Origin of the sequence: Bacillus sp. 0102A, from assembly GCF_036765155.1 — a bacterium.
Lineage (GTDB): Bacteria > Bacillota > Bacilli > Bacillales > Bacillaceae > Bacillus > Bacillus subtilis_G.
This window is the reverse complement of sequence record NZ_JBAIZW010000007.1, coordinates 125,084-141,061: the sequence shown is the minus strand read 5'-3', so window position 1 is coordinate 141,061 and position 15,978 is coordinate 125,084. Positions and strand designations below refer to the sequence as shown.

Sequence of the window (15,978 nt, the reverse complement as noted above, 5' to 3'; positions counted from 1 at the left end):
AGCTGAACAAAGATAAGAGAATTAACAACCCATTTTATGTTATTAATCCCCTTATCTAGTATTTACTAGAACTTATAACTTGTCAAAAGCTGTCTGAATACCAATTGCGTGGATTGATAAGGATCAAAATCTGAATCCTGAGATTGGAAGATTTGCTCTGGGGTCAATATCTCTGCGTTCTCTGATAACGTTTGAATCAGACTTTCCAAATATCCATTTAACTCTGATTTGGACGATTCATGCAGGGATTGATGATTTACAGCGAGTTCTCTAAATCTGTTATCGCTGATTAATTTTTTTCGAAGAGCTGCTAGCATCAAGTCAAGCCATGCAGGCTGGCCAAATGTAATATTTAAAGCTAACGTTGCTTGATCAGATTTGGTGGAGTGCCATAACCCCCTTGGCAAATACAGCATGGTTCCCGGTGTTAAATTAACGATTTCTGCATCTGGCAGATCCTCTTTTGGCGGATCTCCTTTCCAATATGACTGTAAATCATCAGGATAGTAAGGAGCCTCTGATAAATCATAGTGCTGCATTGGATTGCTCACATTTTCATTCTTGGCAAGCTTCCATGTTTTCTCACCTTGAATTTGAAAAATCAAGTTGGTATAGGCGTCAAAATGGGCTTTGAATCCCCCGCCATTTTTCGCCGCGTAAACAATGGCTTTGGAAGAGGTACCCGCAGGCAGTCTTAATTCCGCTTTGAGTTTTTCTATCCACCTTCTGACTTGGGGAATAAATAGGTCGGTGAAATCAAACTCTAATGCAGCCCCTTTTTCATACCACTCTAAAGCCTCTGCAGGTGACACAAGAAATCTGTCTGTGATCCCTTCAGATTCTTCGATCACAGCATCACCAACGACCATGACTGGATTATTGTAGATAGCCAATACGTTTTCTAGCGTTCTAACCTTTTCAAACCCCGGTATGCTTGTAAATCTCTCCACTTCTCCTCTGGCTACCAAAGGTTTTACAGGCCAATATTCTTCTAAAAACTCACTCATCGTTACAGGACTGATGATAGACTCCAAAACCGATTCGGTTACAGCACTCATATTATCCCTCCCAAAAAAAATAACTTCACCACAAAGATATAACATTTTTTTCTAAAAGTAAATATTGACAGAATTATCAGATGATTATAATATTTAGTTGTGCGTGATAGCCTATTTTTTTATAAGGAAGGAGGGAAAAGGATGAAAAAAGCTTATAAGAAACCTCGTCTTTTTGAACTACGCCGTGCTGTAGCAGCTGGCGGCCATTAATCTCATCTAGCATTTGACATCTAGTACTCTATTTTAGGAGGGATGCTCAATGAAAAAAGCTTATAAGAAACCTCGCCTTTTTGAACTGCGCCGCGCTGTAGCAGCTGGCGGTCATTAAACTCATCTAGCATTTGACATCTAGTACTCTATTTTAGGAGGGATGTTCAATGAAAAAAGCTTATAAGAAACCTCGCCTTTTTGAATTGCGCCGCGCTGTAGCAGCTGGCGGTCATTAATCTTATCCAAAACGATTAACGTTTGAGGCTATCACGCCAACTTGATAAGGAGGATGCTGAAGATGATTACGGCTGAAGAATGCAGAACGTACAAAGAATTTGTTGATCTTTACCAATCCTATCTTTACCCCTTGCTTGGCGCCAGACTGTCCCGGATGTATTACCCCAAAAACAAAGTCATTATCGATATGGGCACAGGTCCAGGTTATTTAAGCATTCAGTTGGCTAAAAAAACAAATGCGAACGTGCATGCTGTCGATATTAACCCGGCCATGCATGAAATCGCTCAAGAAGAAGCTAAAAAAAGCGGAGTAAGCAGCCTGATTTCATTTGATTTGGAAGATGTCCACCATTTATCTTATGCTGACCAATATGCTGACTTCATCGTCTCCTACTCTTGCCTGCATCATTGGGAAGACGTTGTTAAAGGACTTAAAGAGTGCTATAGAGTTCTGGCTCCGGGCGGAAAAATTGTCATTTTGGATACATTTAATCCCGAAGGAAGCCATTTAGAGATTATGCGAAAGCAAATCAAAGAACCGGAATACTTCAGGTTTGTAAGAGAGGCATTTGAAGAAAGTTATTCCTTTGAAGACATTCACCAGTTTGTTCAGGATGCCGGCATTCCCAATTATTCATTAGAAACCTTTCACTTTTTACCGGAGGATTTTATAGAAAGCTTAGATGAGCTGGAGGATGCTCCACTGTGGGAACAAAATGATCAAAGCGCTGATCATGAAATTGAGTCTGTCACATGGATGTTAACGATAGAAAAAGAAAAGGAAGGTGCATTGTAATGATCAATGAATCAACTGTTTTATCCAAAAATCCAGAAATGCCATCAAGAAAATATTTGAAAAGCATTATTATAGAGCCGGGCATCACTTTAAATGAAATGGCATCAGATATTTATAACCATATCGACGGCAAGGTCAGCATACATGATATTTGCTCAAAAATCGTAAATGAATATGATGTTGATTATCAAACCTGCTTGGAAGATTGTATGGAGCTGTTTGAGTTGCTTATTGAACATGAAGCAATCAAAGTTAAGCAGGGGGCATGAGAATTGGAAAAACAAAAAGTGCTTGCTTTACCAGACGATATACATGAGCTGAGTACACACCGTTCTAAATCAATCGTAAATTACATCATCACTCTGCTTGCCTTTGCCAAAAAACAAGGATTGACTCATCAAGACATTGTAAGCTGGATTCACGAGCAATATGAGGAAAGAGGATATTATGATGAGTGGAGACACATTAACAGCCAACAACCAGTTGAATCATTTGTGGAACTCTTTATAAAAGGAAGACGTTTACTTTATGACAAAATTGAATTGTTTGAAACAGAAGATAAATATATCGTAAATACCCACACTTGGTATGAAAAAGAACCTAGTGAGGCCTTTTTTTATTTTGAAATTGATCCCGAAGAATTTTCTGCGTACGCTTCCATTCTCGCAATCGAAAACGCAAAACGTCTCGGAATTAAAATCGATATTTTAAAAGAAACAGATGTAGAGACAGCTTATATCTATAAACATCAATAACTCTATTGGGAGGGAGACATATGTGCGGGCTCGCGGGTATTATTAATCTGGCTGCTCCCCGTTCTCAGGAACGTACCTTTCATATACTGAAAGGCATGGCAGATGCCATCAGCTATAGGGGACCGGATGATGAACAATATCATATCGATTCCAAAGTCGGCTTTGCATTTCGGCGATTGTCCATTCTTGACCTTGTAAATGGACAGCAGCCCTTTTTAAATGAGGATGGATCAATCGTCGTTATGGTAAATGGAGAAATTTATAACTATAAAGAACTGAAGGCTTCTTTACACAATCATATGTTTAAAACGACATCTGATTGTGAAGTAATTGTTCATTTATATGAAGAAAAAGGGATTGGATTTGTAGACGACATCGTCGGAATGTTTTCAATAGCCATTTGGGACAAAAATAAAAACAAAGTATTTTTAGTTCGTGACCGCTTTGGGATTAAACCGCTTTTTTACACAGAGCTAAAACACGAGCTTATATTTGCCTCTGAAATAAAATCCCTATTTTCTCATCCTCACTGTCCCCGCCAATTTAATTGGAAAGAAGCACTATCAGACATTTGGCTATGCGGGGAAGCAGCCAGTAATCATAAAGAAACCACTTCCTTTTTTGTAAACATCCAAAATCTCGATGCTGGCCATTATCTCGAAATTAATCTGACAACAAATGAACGAAAAACAGCAAGCTATTGGTCTTTACAGGATATTTTGCTCAGGCAAGGCTATCATGAGAATCTTCATCTGGATGACTTGATTGATAGATATAGAGAACTGCTGGCAGATTCAGTCCATAGATGTCTACAAAGCGACGTTGAAGTCGGCTTGTTTCTTAGCGGTGGCATTGATTCAGCTGCAGTCGCACATTTTGCGGCAGAAAAGCAAGATCTTCATACGTTTACAGTATTAAGCCAAAGTACATTTACAAATGAAGATGCAAAATATGCCCATTGGCTGGCTAAAGATTTACATCTTCCAAATCATCAGGTTCTCTATCAATTAGGGAACGATGAGCTATTACAACCAGAGTCATATAACCATTTGTTATGGATCTGTGAAACACCGTTTTGCGGGCCGGAACAATTATATAAGTTTCATTTACATAAGTATGCCAAAGCGATAAGGCCAAACCTGAAAGTCATGCTGACCGGCCAGGGCAGCGACGAATTTAACGGCGGTTACAGCACGACACTTTCACCTGCCGAGAACCCAAGCTGGGCAGGATTTATTGAATCAGTCAATACGATGGAGATGAACCGGCTGCACCGGCAGCAGGGAAATATCTTTAGAGTGTGGGAGGAACATTTTGGACTTTCTCCTATAAACCTTTCTTATTTAAAGAGCAATGATTCCAGCCAAGCAGATCCTTGGCAATCATATGTCCTGACAAAATACCGTGACCTGCAAATGTATAATTGCTGGCATGAAGATCGGATCGCCGCGGCTAATCATATCGAAAACCGTGTACCGTTCTTAGACCATCGGCTTGTTGAATGGGTTTGCGGAATACCTGATGAACTCCGTAAAGACCTGTTATGGGATAAGTCGATATTGCGAAAATCATTAACAAATGGGCTGCATACAAGTTATACCCACCGGCCAAAGGTTCCTTTTTTCTATGGTAAGGACGTGAGATATACACATAAAATGATGTTTCATCTCCTGAAGAAAAAAAATTATCAGCTTATAGAGGAGGCCTTCTCTCACAGCGATGCCTCCAGCATAATACAGGTTGAACACATTCATGCCATCATGACAGACATGGAGGATGATCCTGAGTTTACAAATTTTGAATTTTTATTAAGACTGGTGAACATGGGACTTTTATCAAAAATGACTAAAGAAACCCCTTCTGTTCAATCAGACATAACCAGCCATTTAGAATCGATAACAATAAAAGACTGGCACTCACAGGAAGGTGATATTGCCAGCCGTTTAAATATCTCAGCCAATAAGTGTGATGAACAAGATATTTTGGCGCTAAACCCTGGCGTCACTCTGTTAAGGCCTAAAAGCGATAGTGAGCATTGCATCTACATTGCGGAAGAAGGATTTATTCAGTTTATCGTTTCTGAGGAAGACGTCGGAGCTTGGCTGCATATTCTCTGTGATATTAATGGAAAAGACACACTTCATACGATTTTAGAAAGACATGGTGTCAGCCTTGAAGAAGTGGCCAAATATATTCAAGAAGCCATCGAACACAATATCATTTTGATCAAACAAAAGAATCTGCCAGAAGGAGCATATAGATGAGCATCTTTTATTCGTTTTCCGCACTTAGGGGATTAGCAATGGGGATTTTTTCGCCTATTTGGATTCTTTATCTGATATCTATAGATTATGATTTCCTTCAGATTGGATTAATGGGAGCGGTACTTGAAATTGCTAAGCTTATATTTGAAGTTCCTTCCGGCGTTTTTGCTGATCGTTATGGAATTAAAATTTCAATTGCCAGTTCATTCTTTTTCTCCATCCTTACATGGGCCTTCTTCCCTTTTATCGATTCAGCTGCTATTTGCATACTGGCTATGATCATATGGGCTTTATCAGATTCCTTAATTTCCGGTTCTTTTGAAACTTGGATGAGCCGTGTCGCAGGGGAAGATCGATTCGGCAAAGAAATGATGAAAAACACACAATTGCTAATCACTTTCTTAATTATTGGAAGTATTGCCAGCGGGTATTTGTATTCATTAAATATCTATTTTCCTTTCCTGCTCGTTATGGTGATCTATTTACTACTATTTATTTGGATGTCTGTATTTATTAAAGTCCCTTCTGTTTCCGAAACAAATCATGGGGATCAGAACCAACATGATTCGATAAAGATTATCAAAGAAAGTTTAAAAATTATCCTTAACAAAAAAAGGGTTCTTTTAATCGTCATAGCCGGTTTCTTTACGGCGACAGCCTATGACACAATTTCTCGTTACTGGCAGCCCTTTTTGAGTGATTTAGGCTTTTCAGAAAAGTCGCTGGGATATATTTTTGCCCTAGGAGGGTTTACCGCTCTTGTTCTTTTGACATTAACCATCAGGTTCGAAAAGAAGATCGAAAAAAATCCGTATCTCGCTTTAACCTCATTGGATTCAATGGGCATGGTCATGACCTTTCTATTGTCTAGAGCCTTCAGGCCGCTGGGCATTCCATGTACTGCGTTTTTGCTTGCAATTGAAGATATTCATCATCCGATCGTAACAAGTTACTTAAATAAGTTTTTCCCCGATTCATACAAGAACACACTTTTCTCGTTAAACTCAGGGGTAGGAGCAATTGGAGAAATTCTTTCCGGTGTCATTTTCGGCATCATTTCCGCAGCCTTTGGGCTCTCTGCCATGTTTGTTGTTGTAGCTGTATTTCTATTAATCCCTATTATCCTTTATACGATAGTGCCTAAGATTAAAGACAATGATATGAAAGTTCAGATTGAAAAATCCCAGCAAGTGTAAATGTTTTGTATCACAGTAAGAAGACCTTCTTATTAAAAGAAGGTCTTCTGCTATTCTATTCAGTTATTTCCCAAAAGCCATCAGCTTCGTATAGCTTCCAATATAAAGCGTTCCATCTTCAGCAAGCTGAGGAGATGACACGACGTTGTTGTCGGTTTGATAGCTCCATAATTCATTGCCGTTTGAGTCCGCCGCATAAACCTTCATATCATCTGACCCGAAATAAACCGTTCCTTTCGCATCAATTAGCGGCGCCGTTCTGACAGGGCCTCCTGTGTAGAATGACCAGTTCATATCTCCGTTTTTGCTGATGGAAAACAGCTCGCCGCTTCCTGAACCGATGTAGATATTGCCATTATGGTCGATCGCAGGCGATGAACTGGAGAACCCGTTAAGCGGAAATGTCCATTTTAAGCTGCCTGTTGACGTATACGCATACAGCTGTCCGTCTTGGTTACCGGCATAAATGTTGCCGTCCTTATCAATCACTGGATATCCTTTAAACGCTTTTGACGTCGTTCTGGACCATTTCACCTGTCCGGTTCCGGAGTTGATCGCATAAAACACGTAATTATATGTGCCTACATATACAGTGCCGTTTTTGGCAAGCACCGGCACAGAGCTGACGACACCATTTGTTTTCAACTTCCAGCGTTCTGTCCAAGTTGATTTTGACGTCGGTTTGATCGCGTGAACATAATTATCAAGTGTTGAGAAGTACAACGTGCCGTCTGAACCGATCACCGTTTCAGAGCTTGGCCCGCCGCTTAATGGGACCGTTGTTAGAATCTCGCCTGTTTCCTTGTCGATAAAATAAATCTTTTTGTCATAGGATGCCAGATAGATAACGCCGTTGGTTCCGAGTACGGGAGATTGCGTGAATGTTTTTCCCAGATTGCCTGTCACCCATTTGACTGAGCCATCCGGATTAAAAGCTTTCATTTCCCCATCTCTGGAATGAAGATATACTGTGCCGTCTTCATCAATCACAGCCCCCGCACCATTTTGCGGAGTCGTTCTGATGTCGTTTTGCCATTTCAGTGTCCCGTCTGTATTTCCGGCGAACCGGCTTTCGCGTGACCAGTTAAACATGGCAGGCGCCATAGCTTGTACATCATACCTTCCTGTCAAAAAGCCGGATGCTCCATTATTTTGAGAAAACACCGTTTCCGCCGCATAAGCAGCTGTTGGCTGAAGCACTTTGGCAGCGGGCACATCAGAAACAGCGCCGACTGACACAGCAGCCGCCACCGCAGCTCCCGCAATCAAAGCTTTCATGCGAAATGAACTGACCATCATTGAGACCCCCATTATATGTAATTTCTAATTTGTGATCATCATAACATATTCATCCATTTTATAATTCTACTTCACAAAACCATCACAAACTAGAAAACTATGTAAGGCTGTTCGCGGACGTTTTTTCAGCAACAGAACGAAAAGCAGCCACAAACCAAATGATGTTGACAGCAGCCGCGGCGAGACAAACCACAATCACAAAGACCACCTCAGAAAGCAGCTGGCCACTGAACAAACCAAACATCAAGATAAAACCGGCCGAAGAGAAATGAATCAGCAGCCCAAAGCCGCAAAACACCGCCATTACATACCTCATCGCATCAACTCCAAGCATGTAAATGACAAAAGGAATGAAATACATCACAAGGATCATACCGATAGCTGACCACATGCCGACTGAGTTAAATTGATTGGCCGCCGCTCCCGTTCCGGCCAGCGGCGAAAGTGAAGCAGCGGCAATCACGGCACAAAAAAGAAACGCAGAAATGATTGTTGCGATCGCCACCCTGTTTTTTCTAGACATCAAACCCCTCCCTCAAATGAAAATATTAACATATATCATTATAATGTAATCTAAATGAGAAATTCATTATATTTTAAAGAAAATGGCAGAATGCAGAAAATGAGATTCGCTTAAATGTAGTAGATTTATATAGTAAAGACACAGGGATAAAAGACTCATTTTTCAGGCATATCAGGATTTTATCACCATATCATATTGCACATATTATTTTTTCAAAGTATACTATTCCAGATTCATTCAAAGGAGAGAGAAAAAGACATGGAAAAACCAGCAGGATTTTGGATTCGTTTTTTAGCTTATTTTATTGATGGCATTATTGTATCTGTTCCTAGTTATATTATTCTATTTATTATCAATAGCGTGTTTATAGCTGGATCTGTGGCAACAGACCCTTACATGACAGAAGAGGAGTATTTCGTGAAATACATGACGCTGGCATTTTTGCCTACCATGCTGATCATGCTCGTCATCTGTGTGTTATATTACGGTCTGCTCACAGCTTCTAAAATGCAGGGCACACTCGGCAAAAAAATTCTTGGCCTGAAAGTGGTCAATGAACAAGGCGAACGGGTTTCTGTCGGACAGGCAATCGGCCGTTACTTTGCATACATCTTATCTGGAATTATCTTTTATATTGGCTTTATCATGATCGGCTTTGGAGAGAAAAAAGGCCTGCATGATATCATTTGCAAAACACGTGTCGTGTATAAATAATAGAAAAAAGTCTAGACGCCAATAGGCGTCTAGACTTTTGTTTTCTTTAAATTAGGCTGCCACGCCAGATACGTAGCGCTTCTCCACAGCCACTCAAACGGCCCCATCCGGAATACCCGAAGCCAAAGGTGGCTGAAGGCCATTTGAATGGCACAAACGGCAATCGTGATGAGCACGCCGGCAGCAGGATACACTTTCCCGTACAGGCCCAAGCCGTAATGATAGAATATCCACGTACACACGATAGACTGCATCAGATAATTGGTAAATGCCATCCGTCCAACAGCGGAGAATGATTGCAGCACTGTTTTTACTCTTGTTTTATGATAAAGATAAACAACCGTTGTGACATAGAAAAACATGAGGAAGGGCGCGCCAATCAGCAAAAATACTTCCCTATCCGTTACACTGTACAGCACTTGGGCACTGATGCCGATGACTAGCCCAGCCATCCACACTCTTTTCAACCCTTTGCGATGCTTTCCGGGTTCATGCAAATATCGTGACTTCGCCGCCGCAGCCCCCAGCAAAAACATGCTGAAATAAGGAATGGATGCAAAAAAGAAGCTGATCGGGTTATACGTAAGCATGCCGTTCGAAGACATGTAAACAAGACGATCGTGGATCCGCTGTTCCGCAATCTCCTTCAAACTGCCGCTTCCGTAAACATGGAGCGCTTGTTTTGCCTGCTGAGTTACCGCTTGAGTCCATTCCTGTCCGTTTGCTTGATAAAAGCTTGTCAAAATGAACGGTATGGTAAACAAAAGATACAAAGAGACCACCCATATCAGCAGTGTTTTCGGCTTTGCTTTTCGAAATAAGAGCAGAACAAAACCGAGCAGAGCGTATTCCGTTAAAATGTCCCCGTCCCAAATCAAAAAGGCATGAACCGTTCCAACCAAGAGAAGCACCGTTAACCTTCTCGCATAGAGCGGAACAAACCGTTTCCCTTTGCTTACTGCCCTCTCCATCATAACAACCATGCCGAATCCAAATAAAAAGGAAAACAATAAAATACATTTTGTTTGAATGAAAAATTTCAGTATTTCTGTTACTACAAAATCAGCTTCAGACCATTTTTCTGTAAAAAAATTCTCTTTTCCAAGCATAGACAAATACATATCCGGATAACTGAAATGGGCCAGATTGACAAATAAGATGCCGAAAATCGCCATTCCCCTTAGCACATCAAGCACGCCGATCCGTTCATTTGTCAAAGTCGGCTGTAATGAAGCCATATCTATCACGCTCCTTTTTTCTGTACCTTAAGGGTATGAAAAAAAGGAACGCAGAAACATCGATTTAGATGTCACACAGGCATGGAAACCTTACAATCTTGTCATTTTTATGGTTTCATGACCTTTAAATCTAATGCTTCGATATTTTGCAAAACGCGGTCAAAGCGCAGCGCCTGAGGCTCACTTGGAAAGATGTGGCCTTCATATGGCTCACCTAGCGTCCGGAAAAACGGTTCAAATAAGCCTGGAACCAATACGCCCACCATCTTTGTATAATGGGAATCCAGACGATAGGAGTGAACGGTATTCGCAGGGACATGCAGAAAATCTCCAGGGTTCAGCCGAATTTCTTGGCCATCCGCCCACATCGTCATCTGTCCTTCAAGGCAATAAAATGTTTCTGTATGGTGTTCATGGTAGTGATCAACGATCCGGTCGCCTTTAGGGCCGTCCGATACGACGACGATAAACTGGCCGTCTGTATTTTTTTGTGCAGCCACAATGCGGTGAAGCTGATCTCCCGTCAATAGGCGGTCTCCTTCTCCAGATTCAAGCACGTATGGAACGGCTCCATCCGGCAGCTCTGTAAGTTCCGCTAACTTTGCCGCACCGGAAGGCTTTTCTTCATCAAGAAATGCAATGTCCGCCACAGTCTCCGCTTCTGCAAATCGCTCGTTTGACACCTCTTCGCTTGCGTACGGAGGATGTTCAGCGTAATCATATGGATTCCCAATAACGGAATACAAGTGCGCTACATCTCCCTTCATCGTGTAAGACACCAGTCTTGTTCTGTGGCTCTGCATCCGGTAGCTGTGCGGTGTTCCGGCCGGAATGTTCGCATAATCACCTGATACTAATAAATAGCGTTCTTCGTCAAGTGTCAGCTCAAGCTTCCCATCCAACACGAGAATCCCTTCATGTGTGTCCTTGTGGACGTGAAGCGGAAAGGCATCTCCTTTTCCCCCTGATAGCAGCACAATCTCAAACAGATCACCTGTACTCTTCCCATTCGCCATCACCGTGGCAACTTGTCTGCCGAATAAATAGCGCTCACCTTCTCCGCTGCGGAGCAAATAAGGCATTTTTTCTTTAGGCAATGAATGTTTACATAATGTTTTCATATATCGTTCCCTCCGATTTAGACCAGTCTATATATTAAAATATGCATTACTAGACCGTTCTATATAATTGTAGGAGAAAGGATAACAAAATGCTACCCTTTTTTTCTCACGAGCACTGGAATTTGTTCGGCAATGAGAAGAAGAGGCGTTTTGACTTTATTCGTTAACGAAAGCATGATGCCGCCCTCGATCATCGAATTGATCAGCATTCCAAGCTGATTCGCTTCTTCTTCTGCAAATCCGTTTTCCATTAGTTTTCTGGCAAAAACCGCTTCCCAGCTTTTAAACACCTTCATGCAAACCGTCCGCAACGGTTCACTGATTAACGCTGTCTCACTCGCCAGCAAACCAACTGGAAGGCCTTGAATGCTTTCTGTATTGTCAAACTGGCTGGCTGTTTTTTTGATAAATCGCTGAATCGCTTCTATTGGATCAGAGAATTCATCCATGCTTTGCTGTATCAGATGTTCAATCAGTTTTCCTGTATATGTAACCGCTTCAATTGCTAATTCTTCTTTGCCGTTTGGGAAAAAGTGATAAAGCGATCCCTTAGGAGCACCGCTTTCTTTCACAATCTGGTTCAAACCCGTCGCGTGATATCCTTGAAGCTGGAACAGACGTGACGCTGTGTGAAGAATTTTTTCGCGTGAATCTCCTCTGCTAGTCATTAAAACATTCCCTCCTAGGTATGGTAGAGCGACTTATATAATATAAAAAAGAACCCTGTGATTGTCAAAAAGGGGTAAGGACCTCCCGGATGGGGTAAATGCAGAAAAACAGCGTCTAGGAGGGATCTCAATGACAAACGATGATTCACTCACGAATACGGAAAAGCTTGAACAACAGAACGCGGGCATGAAAACGAAGCTCAAGCTGAAACAACTCAAGGATCAAGTGAGCGTGATTACCGGCGCTTCAAGCGGAATCGGACTTGTCACTGTTCGAATGGCAGCTGAAAAAGACGCAAAGGTTGTGGCAGCAGTGCGAAACGAAGACGCGTTGAGGGAGCTTGTTGATGAATGAAAGGAAAAAGGGCATAACGCCACGCCTCAGCCAAATTTGCCACTCACGGCTGGACGGAAAGCATTCGGATGGAGCTCGTGAAAGAACAATCTCCCGTCTCGGTTACGCTCATCCATCCGGGCAGAATTGGCACGCCTTACAATCAGCATGCTCACAGCTACCTCGACAAACAGCCGGCTCATTCCCGCTCCATGATCTACCCGCCGGAAGCGGTCGCTGAAGCCATCCTGTTTGCTGCCGAACACCCGAAGCGCGACATGTACATCGGCTCACAGGCAAAAGCCATCGCCATGCTGGGCGCTCTTTTCCCCCGGTGACCGACAAACTGATGGAAAAAATCATGTACCACAGCCAGCATGCCGAAAGACCGTCTAAACCACGTGAAGAAAGCGCGCTTTATCATGCCGACTACGGCATGCATGACAGGGGGACAAATAAAGGATGGCTGCGGTCCAGAAGCTATTACACGAAAGCTACGAAGCGCCCGATTGTATCTGCGGCTGTTGTTGCCGGACTGGTGGCTTGGGGAATGGCGAAGAGGAGAAAGTAAACCGATCACTAAAATAAACAGGCGTTTTGCCTGTTTATTTTCATTCTCCTATATCTCTTAAATACTGTTCACGCTCTTTTTTATCGGGGTAAGCGGTTTTGATGTATTTATCTTTTACTTCTTTGCTGTATTCGTTCCAATCTGTAAAACGATTACCTACATCCTCAGAGTAACTCATTCCGTCCACTTTATTGGACTCGTATATCAAATCTGCGGAAAAGTCGAATTTATCCGGATTGTCATTGATATAGCCATTCACTACAATTCTTCCCATCGGATTTATAGTCACTTTATCTTCGAAAGTTACGGATTTTATAAAATGATGAATATCCTCTTTTCTTAACTCTTCTTCTATCTTTGGCTTCATTTCGTCGACGTATGCTTCAGTTTTTTCTTTACTACCTATGTATTTTTTATCTTAGAAGTGTCTGACGTTTTTTTGATTTCATAAATAAAGCCAACCATTACGATTAACAAAACGCTACAAAAGCTAATAGTTTAAATGGCGCTTGTTTTTCATAGATTATTTTATTTCCCCTATGTCTTTTAAATATTGTTCTCGTTCTTCTTTCGATAAACTATTTAAAAAGTCTTCTTTGACCTCTTTATCAAAATCATCCCAGTTTTCAAATCGGTCCGCTAAGTCTTTATCATAACCTATGGAATCTACTTTATCAGTTCCATATCTCAAAGAGACATCGAATGAGAACTTTTCCGGGTTGTTGTTTACATACCCTGATAGTTCGATCATTCCCATTGGACTGATTGAGACATCCTTATCGAATGTTATATCATTAACAAAATGATGGATATCATCTTTTTTCAATTTTTCCTTTATTTTCGGTTTCATTTTTTCAGCGTATTCTTCTGCCTTTTGTTGTTCATTTTTTTCATTTGTGTTCACGCTATGATCCCCTCCAGATTTATCTGATGATTGATTATGATTAAAGTAAACAATTCCTATTAAAAATACTATAATTACTCCAAAAAAAAGTGTTTTTTTGGAAAATGACATGGTTTTTCCCCCTTTTTTATTTTATTATACTAGATATGTAAAGATTAGGAGTGTTGTGATTGACTAAAGACAGTTCAAAAAAATTAACCGCTGAAGATTTCAACCTTATTTCAAATAATGCTTATAAAATAGAAAAATACCATGTTGGAGAGACTATTGAAGTTAGTAATGGAGAAAGATTATACGTTATCGATTATAAAAAAACAGACAAGGGCCTTAACGCCCTTACCCTGGTTACTAGAGAGGATTATCGTAATTCCCATGAAGGCAAACACCCTGAAAAAATCCAAAACGTCATCATCGCCTACCGCGGATCAGAACCCATCAGCCCGGGCCAATTACAAGACACAATAAAGCCATATCGGGAAGAGCGGGAACAGCTTATTAAAGAATTAGAGAAAAAGGGAATCAACATTCCTAAAGATGAAGATGGTTCTTTCTATGACTACGCACAAGGGGTTCCTGAATATTCAAATGAGATTTTACAGGATTGGCTCCATATGGATACCAGTTATTTGGTTGGCAAAAAACCATTTGATGACGGGACGGAGAACCAAGCCATTCAGGCAGATCAATATGCAAAAAAAATACATAAAGACTTTAAAAATGCTGACATTCAAGTCACCGGTCACTCTTTAGGCGGTTCTAATGCAAGCTATGCAGTCGTGATGAATGACTTTATCAAACGCGGCGTTACTTTCGAAAATCCTAACATATATGAAAACCTGCCTGAGGATGTCAAAGCCCGAGCATTAAAAGGGGATTTCCGCAGCCGTTTAACAGAATATATTAATTTAAATGATGGATTATCTTTGCTGAATCGGGATGCTGCTGAAATAGGTAATGTGAAAGTGATGTATGACGAGGCTTTGCCGAACGGTGTACAAAATAATCGCCTTCCTGATGCAGTAAAGATGTTGGGCCTTGCATTTAAACGTTACAACAATCAATCTCTTGATGTATCACTATTTGTCGAAGCCTTGATGGGAAGTCACAATCTGGACCGATATAACTTCAATTCAGATGGCTCTGTCCAAACTGTTGATGATGTGTTAAAAAACAATCCTGACTTTGCATTAACGATGCTTAAGCAAATGAAATCAACCAATGTGAAAGCCAATACAGGTGTTTCAATCCTCATTAAGTCGCATGTATTGATGAATACAAGCACGCAGTTAAGACATATCGCTGAATCGGAATGGTCTAGAATTATACGTCAAATTGAAAGAATTGATGACAAAGTAAAGGAATCTATTGAAGATGTCAGGAACATGCATACACGAATGGTTGGTTTTGGCACATACGATGAATTATCAATCTCTGATGTCGATGATTTAATCAACAAGATCAAAAAGAACAAACCGCATCACCTTTTTTACTCAAAAGAAAAATATGATCAGGCAGTAGATGCCGCGCTTCATTTACGGCACTTGCTTCAGATGGTTGCAGATGACCTTGGACATATGGGGCACGCTTACCATGATGCAGATCTGGCCGCAGCAAGCCGGATGGGGATTTCATAAGGGAGAGAAAGAGACATGGATTTTATGAATAAAAAACCTACAGATGCAGACCGTTTTATGCAAAGAGTGACAAGCCAGCATTCAACCACTTCACTTTTTTCAAATGCCCATCTTGATACTTCTGAAATGACACCAGAACAATTGGCGGCGTACAAAGCGAAGAAAAGACAAGAACAAAAATTGGCACTGATGAATTCAATCAAAAAACAACTAAGCTATGCTTTTCAGGAAGACCGCAAAAACCTGTCTTCAATCCTTGATCACATCACAGATAACGAGCAGGCAGTTAAGACAAAGCGGGACATTCTCGGCCATCATATGTCAGGAAAAGCGATTGACAGTGTCACGGATAAAATGAAGGATCATCTATCTTTTGATAAAGTTCGTTCTCATGTATCGAGTGTAGTGAATTCCATTGGCTTATAGAGTAAAGAACCAAAAGCCGGCAAATTGCCT

At 41.1% G+C, this 15,978-nt stretch carries 16 protein-coding genes and 1 pseudogene; 9 read left to right on the top strand and 8 right to left on the bottom strand.

The window, feature by feature from the left end:
* Positions 1-65: 65 nt before the first annotated feature.
* The gene (locus V6D41_RS16430; RefSeq protein ID WP_333518929.1) at positions 66-1,058 is read right to left on the bottom strand and encodes a cupin domain-containing protein; all 993 of its coding nucleotides are present in this window, start codon (positions 1,056-1,058) and stop codon (positions 66-68) included.
* Positions 1,059-1,566: 508 nt separating this feature from the next.
* Here V6D41_RS16430 and V6D41_RS16425 point away from each other — a divergent pair.
* Genes V6D41_RS16425 through V6D41_RS16405 form a run of 5 tightly spaced genes read left to right on the top strand, consistent with a single transcriptional unit; the run spans position 1,567 to position 6,516 of the window.
* Entirely contained in the window at positions 1,567-2,301 is a 735-nt protein-coding gene (locus V6D41_RS16425; protein ID WP_333518928.1) for a class I SAM-dependent methyltransferase, read from the top strand.
* Positions 2,301-2,570 (top strand): PqqD family protein, encoded by a 270-nt coding sequence (locus V6D41_RS16420; protein WP_033882790.1) that lies wholly within the window; start codon positions 2,301-2,303, stop codon positions 2,568-2,570. The genes V6D41_RS16425 and V6D41_RS16420 overlap by 1 nt, the downstream gene beginning before the upstream one ends.
* Positions 2,571-2,573: 3 nt before the next feature.
* A complete protein-coding gene (locus tag V6D41_RS16415) occupies positions 2,574-3,056 on the top strand; it encodes a hypothetical protein (RefSeq protein WP_333518927.1) in 483 nt (160 codons plus the stop codon).
* 20 nt (positions 3,057-3,076) lie between these two features.
* Positions 3,077-5,320, top strand: coding sequence for an asparagine synthase (glutamine-hydrolyzing) (gene asnB / locus V6D41_RS16410; RefSeq protein WP_333518926.1), 2,244 nt, complete (start codon positions 3,077-3,079; stop codon positions 5,318-5,320).
* A complete protein-coding gene (locus V6D41_RS16405) occupies positions 5,317-6,516 on the top strand; it encodes an MFS transporter (protein WP_333518925.1) in 1,200 nt (399 codons plus the stop codon). The genes asnB and V6D41_RS16405 overlap by 4 nt, the downstream gene beginning before the upstream one ends.
* Positions 6,517-6,579: 63 nt before the next feature.
* Here V6D41_RS16405 and V6D41_RS16400 read toward each other — a convergent pair whose 3' ends face one another.
* Both V6D41_RS16400 and V6D41_RS16395 read right to left on the bottom strand, forming a co-directional pair.
* Positions 6,580-7,812 carry a PQQ-binding-like beta-propeller repeat protein gene (locus V6D41_RS16400; RefSeq protein WP_333518924.1) on the bottom strand — a complete coding sequence of 411 codons (1,233 nt, stop codon included), beginning with the start codon at positions 7,810-7,812 and terminating at the stop codon, positions 6,580-6,582.
* 100 nt (positions 7,813-7,912) lie between these two features.
* Entirely contained in the window at positions 7,913-8,338 is a 426-nt protein-coding gene (locus tag V6D41_RS16395) for a DUF5391 family protein (RefSeq protein WP_333518923.1), read from the bottom strand.
* 258 nt (positions 8,339-8,596) lie between these two features.
* On the opposite strand from V6D41_RS16395, the gene V6D41_RS16390 reads away from it, so the two are divergent.
* On the top strand, positions 8,597-9,052 hold the full coding sequence (locus V6D41_RS16390; RefSeq protein WP_333518922.1) for an RDD family protein: 456 nt from the start codon (positions 8,597-8,599) through the stop codon (positions 9,050-9,052).
* A gap of 29 nt (positions 9,053-9,081) precedes the next feature.
* Here V6D41_RS16390 and V6D41_RS16385 read toward each other — a convergent pair whose 3' ends face one another.
* The 3 genes from V6D41_RS16385 to yxaF all read right to left on the bottom strand — a co-directional run bounded on the left by V6D41_RS16385 (position 9,082) and on the right by yxaF (position 12,079).
* Positions 9,082-10,290: a DUF418 domain-containing protein gene (locus V6D41_RS16385; RefSeq protein ID WP_333518921.1), complete on the bottom strand. Its 1,209-nt coding sequence runs from the start codon at positions 10,288-10,290 to the stop codon at positions 9,082-9,084.
* Between the two features lie 107 nt (positions 10,291-10,397).
* Positions 10,398-11,411: a quercetin 2,3-dioxygenase gene (locus tag V6D41_RS16380; RefSeq protein ID WP_333518920.1), complete on the bottom strand. Its 1,014-nt coding sequence runs from the start codon at positions 11,409-11,411 to the stop codon at positions 10,398-10,400.
* Positions 11,412-11,503: 92 nt separating this feature from the next.
* A complete protein-coding gene (gene yxaF / locus V6D41_RS16375) occupies positions 11,504-12,079 on the bottom strand; it encodes a transcriptional regulator YxaF (RefSeq protein ID WP_253268715.1) in 576 nt (191 codons plus the stop codon).
* 130 nt (positions 12,080-12,209) lie between these two features.
* Between yxaF and V6D41_RS16370 the strand changes: the two are divergent.
* Positions 12,210-12,984: pseudogene (locus V6D41_RS16370) on the top strand (SDR family NAD(P)-dependent oxidoreductase).
* A gap of 40 nt (positions 12,985-13,024) precedes the next feature.
* Here the strand turns inward: V6D41_RS16370 and V6D41_RS16365 are convergent.
* Positions 13,025-13,351: a DUF1433 domain-containing protein gene (locus V6D41_RS16365; protein WP_333518919.1), complete on the bottom strand. Its 327-nt coding sequence runs from the start codon at positions 13,349-13,351 to the stop codon at positions 13,025-13,027.
* 156 nt (positions 13,352-13,507) lie between these two features.
* Entirely contained in the window at positions 13,508-13,999 is a 492-nt protein-coding gene (locus V6D41_RS16360) for a DUF1433 domain-containing protein (protein ID WP_333518918.1), read from the bottom strand.
* A 59-nt stretch (positions 14,000-14,058) separates the two neighbouring features.
* On the opposite strand from V6D41_RS16360, the gene V6D41_RS16355 reads away from it, so the two are divergent.
* Together V6D41_RS16355 and V6D41_RS16350 are read left to right on the top strand one after the other, a co-directional pair.
* Positions 14,059-15,522, top strand: coding sequence for a lipase (locus tag V6D41_RS16355; protein ID WP_333518917.1), 1,464 nt, complete (start codon positions 14,059-14,061; stop codon positions 15,520-15,522).
* A 15-nt stretch (positions 15,523-15,537) separates the two neighbouring features.
* Positions 15,538-15,948 (top strand): hypothetical protein, encoded by a 411-nt coding sequence (locus V6D41_RS16350; RefSeq protein WP_333518916.1) that lies wholly within the window; start codon positions 15,538-15,540, stop codon positions 15,946-15,948.
* The last annotated feature ends 30 nt before the right edge of the window (positions 15,949-15,978 follow it).

Coding starts and splice junctions, on each gene's coding strand:
- V6D41_RS16350 (WP_333518916.1), top strand. CDS start 15,538: ATGGATTTTATGAATAAAAAACCTACAGATGCAGACCGTTTTATGCAA.
- yxaF (WP_253268715.1), bottom strand. CDS start 12,079: ATGACTAGCAGAGGAGATTCACGCGAAAAAATTCTTCACACAGCGTCA.
- V6D41_RS16380 (WP_333518920.1), bottom strand. CDS start 11,411: ATGAAAACATTATGTAAACATTCATTGCCTAAAGAAAAAATGCCTTAT.
- V6D41_RS16430 (WP_333518929.1), bottom strand. CDS start 1,058: ATGAGTGCTGTAACCGAATCGGTTTTGGAGTCTATCATCAGTCCTGTA.
- V6D41_RS16400 (WP_333518924.1), bottom strand. CDS start 7,812: ATGGTCAGTTCATTTCGCATGAAAGCTTTGATTGCGGGAGCTGCGGTG.
- V6D41_RS16365 (WP_333518919.1), bottom strand. CDS start 13,351: ATGAAGCCAAAGATAGAAGAAGAGTTAAGAAAAGAGGATATTCATCAT.
- V6D41_RS16390 (WP_333518922.1), top strand. CDS start 8,597: ATGGAAAAACCAGCAGGATTTTGGATTCGTTTTTTAGCTTATTTTATT.
- V6D41_RS16395 (WP_333518923.1), bottom strand. CDS start 8,338: ATGTCTAGAAAAAACAGGGTGGCGATCGCAACAATCATTTCTGCGTTT.
- V6D41_RS16420 (WP_033882790.1), top strand. CDS start 2,301: ATGATCAATGAATCAACTGTTTTATCCAAAAATCCAGAAATGCCATCA.
- V6D41_RS16360 (WP_333518918.1), bottom strand. CDS start 13,999: ATGTCATTTTCCAAAAAAACACTTTTTTTTGGAGTAATTATAGTATTT.
- asnB (WP_333518926.1), top strand. CDS start 3,077: ATGTGCGGGCTCGCGGGTATTATTAATCTGGCTGCTCCCCGTTCTCAG.
- V6D41_RS16425 (WP_333518928.1), top strand. CDS start 1,567: ATGATTACGGCTGAAGAATGCAGAACGTACAAAGAATTTGTTGATCTT.
- V6D41_RS16405 (WP_333518925.1), top strand. CDS start 5,317: ATGAGCATCTTTTATTCGTTTTCCGCACTTAGGGGATTAGCAATGGGG.
- V6D41_RS16385 (WP_333518921.1), bottom strand. CDS start 10,290: ATGGCTTCATTACAGCCGACTTTGACAAATGAACGGATCGGCGTGCTT.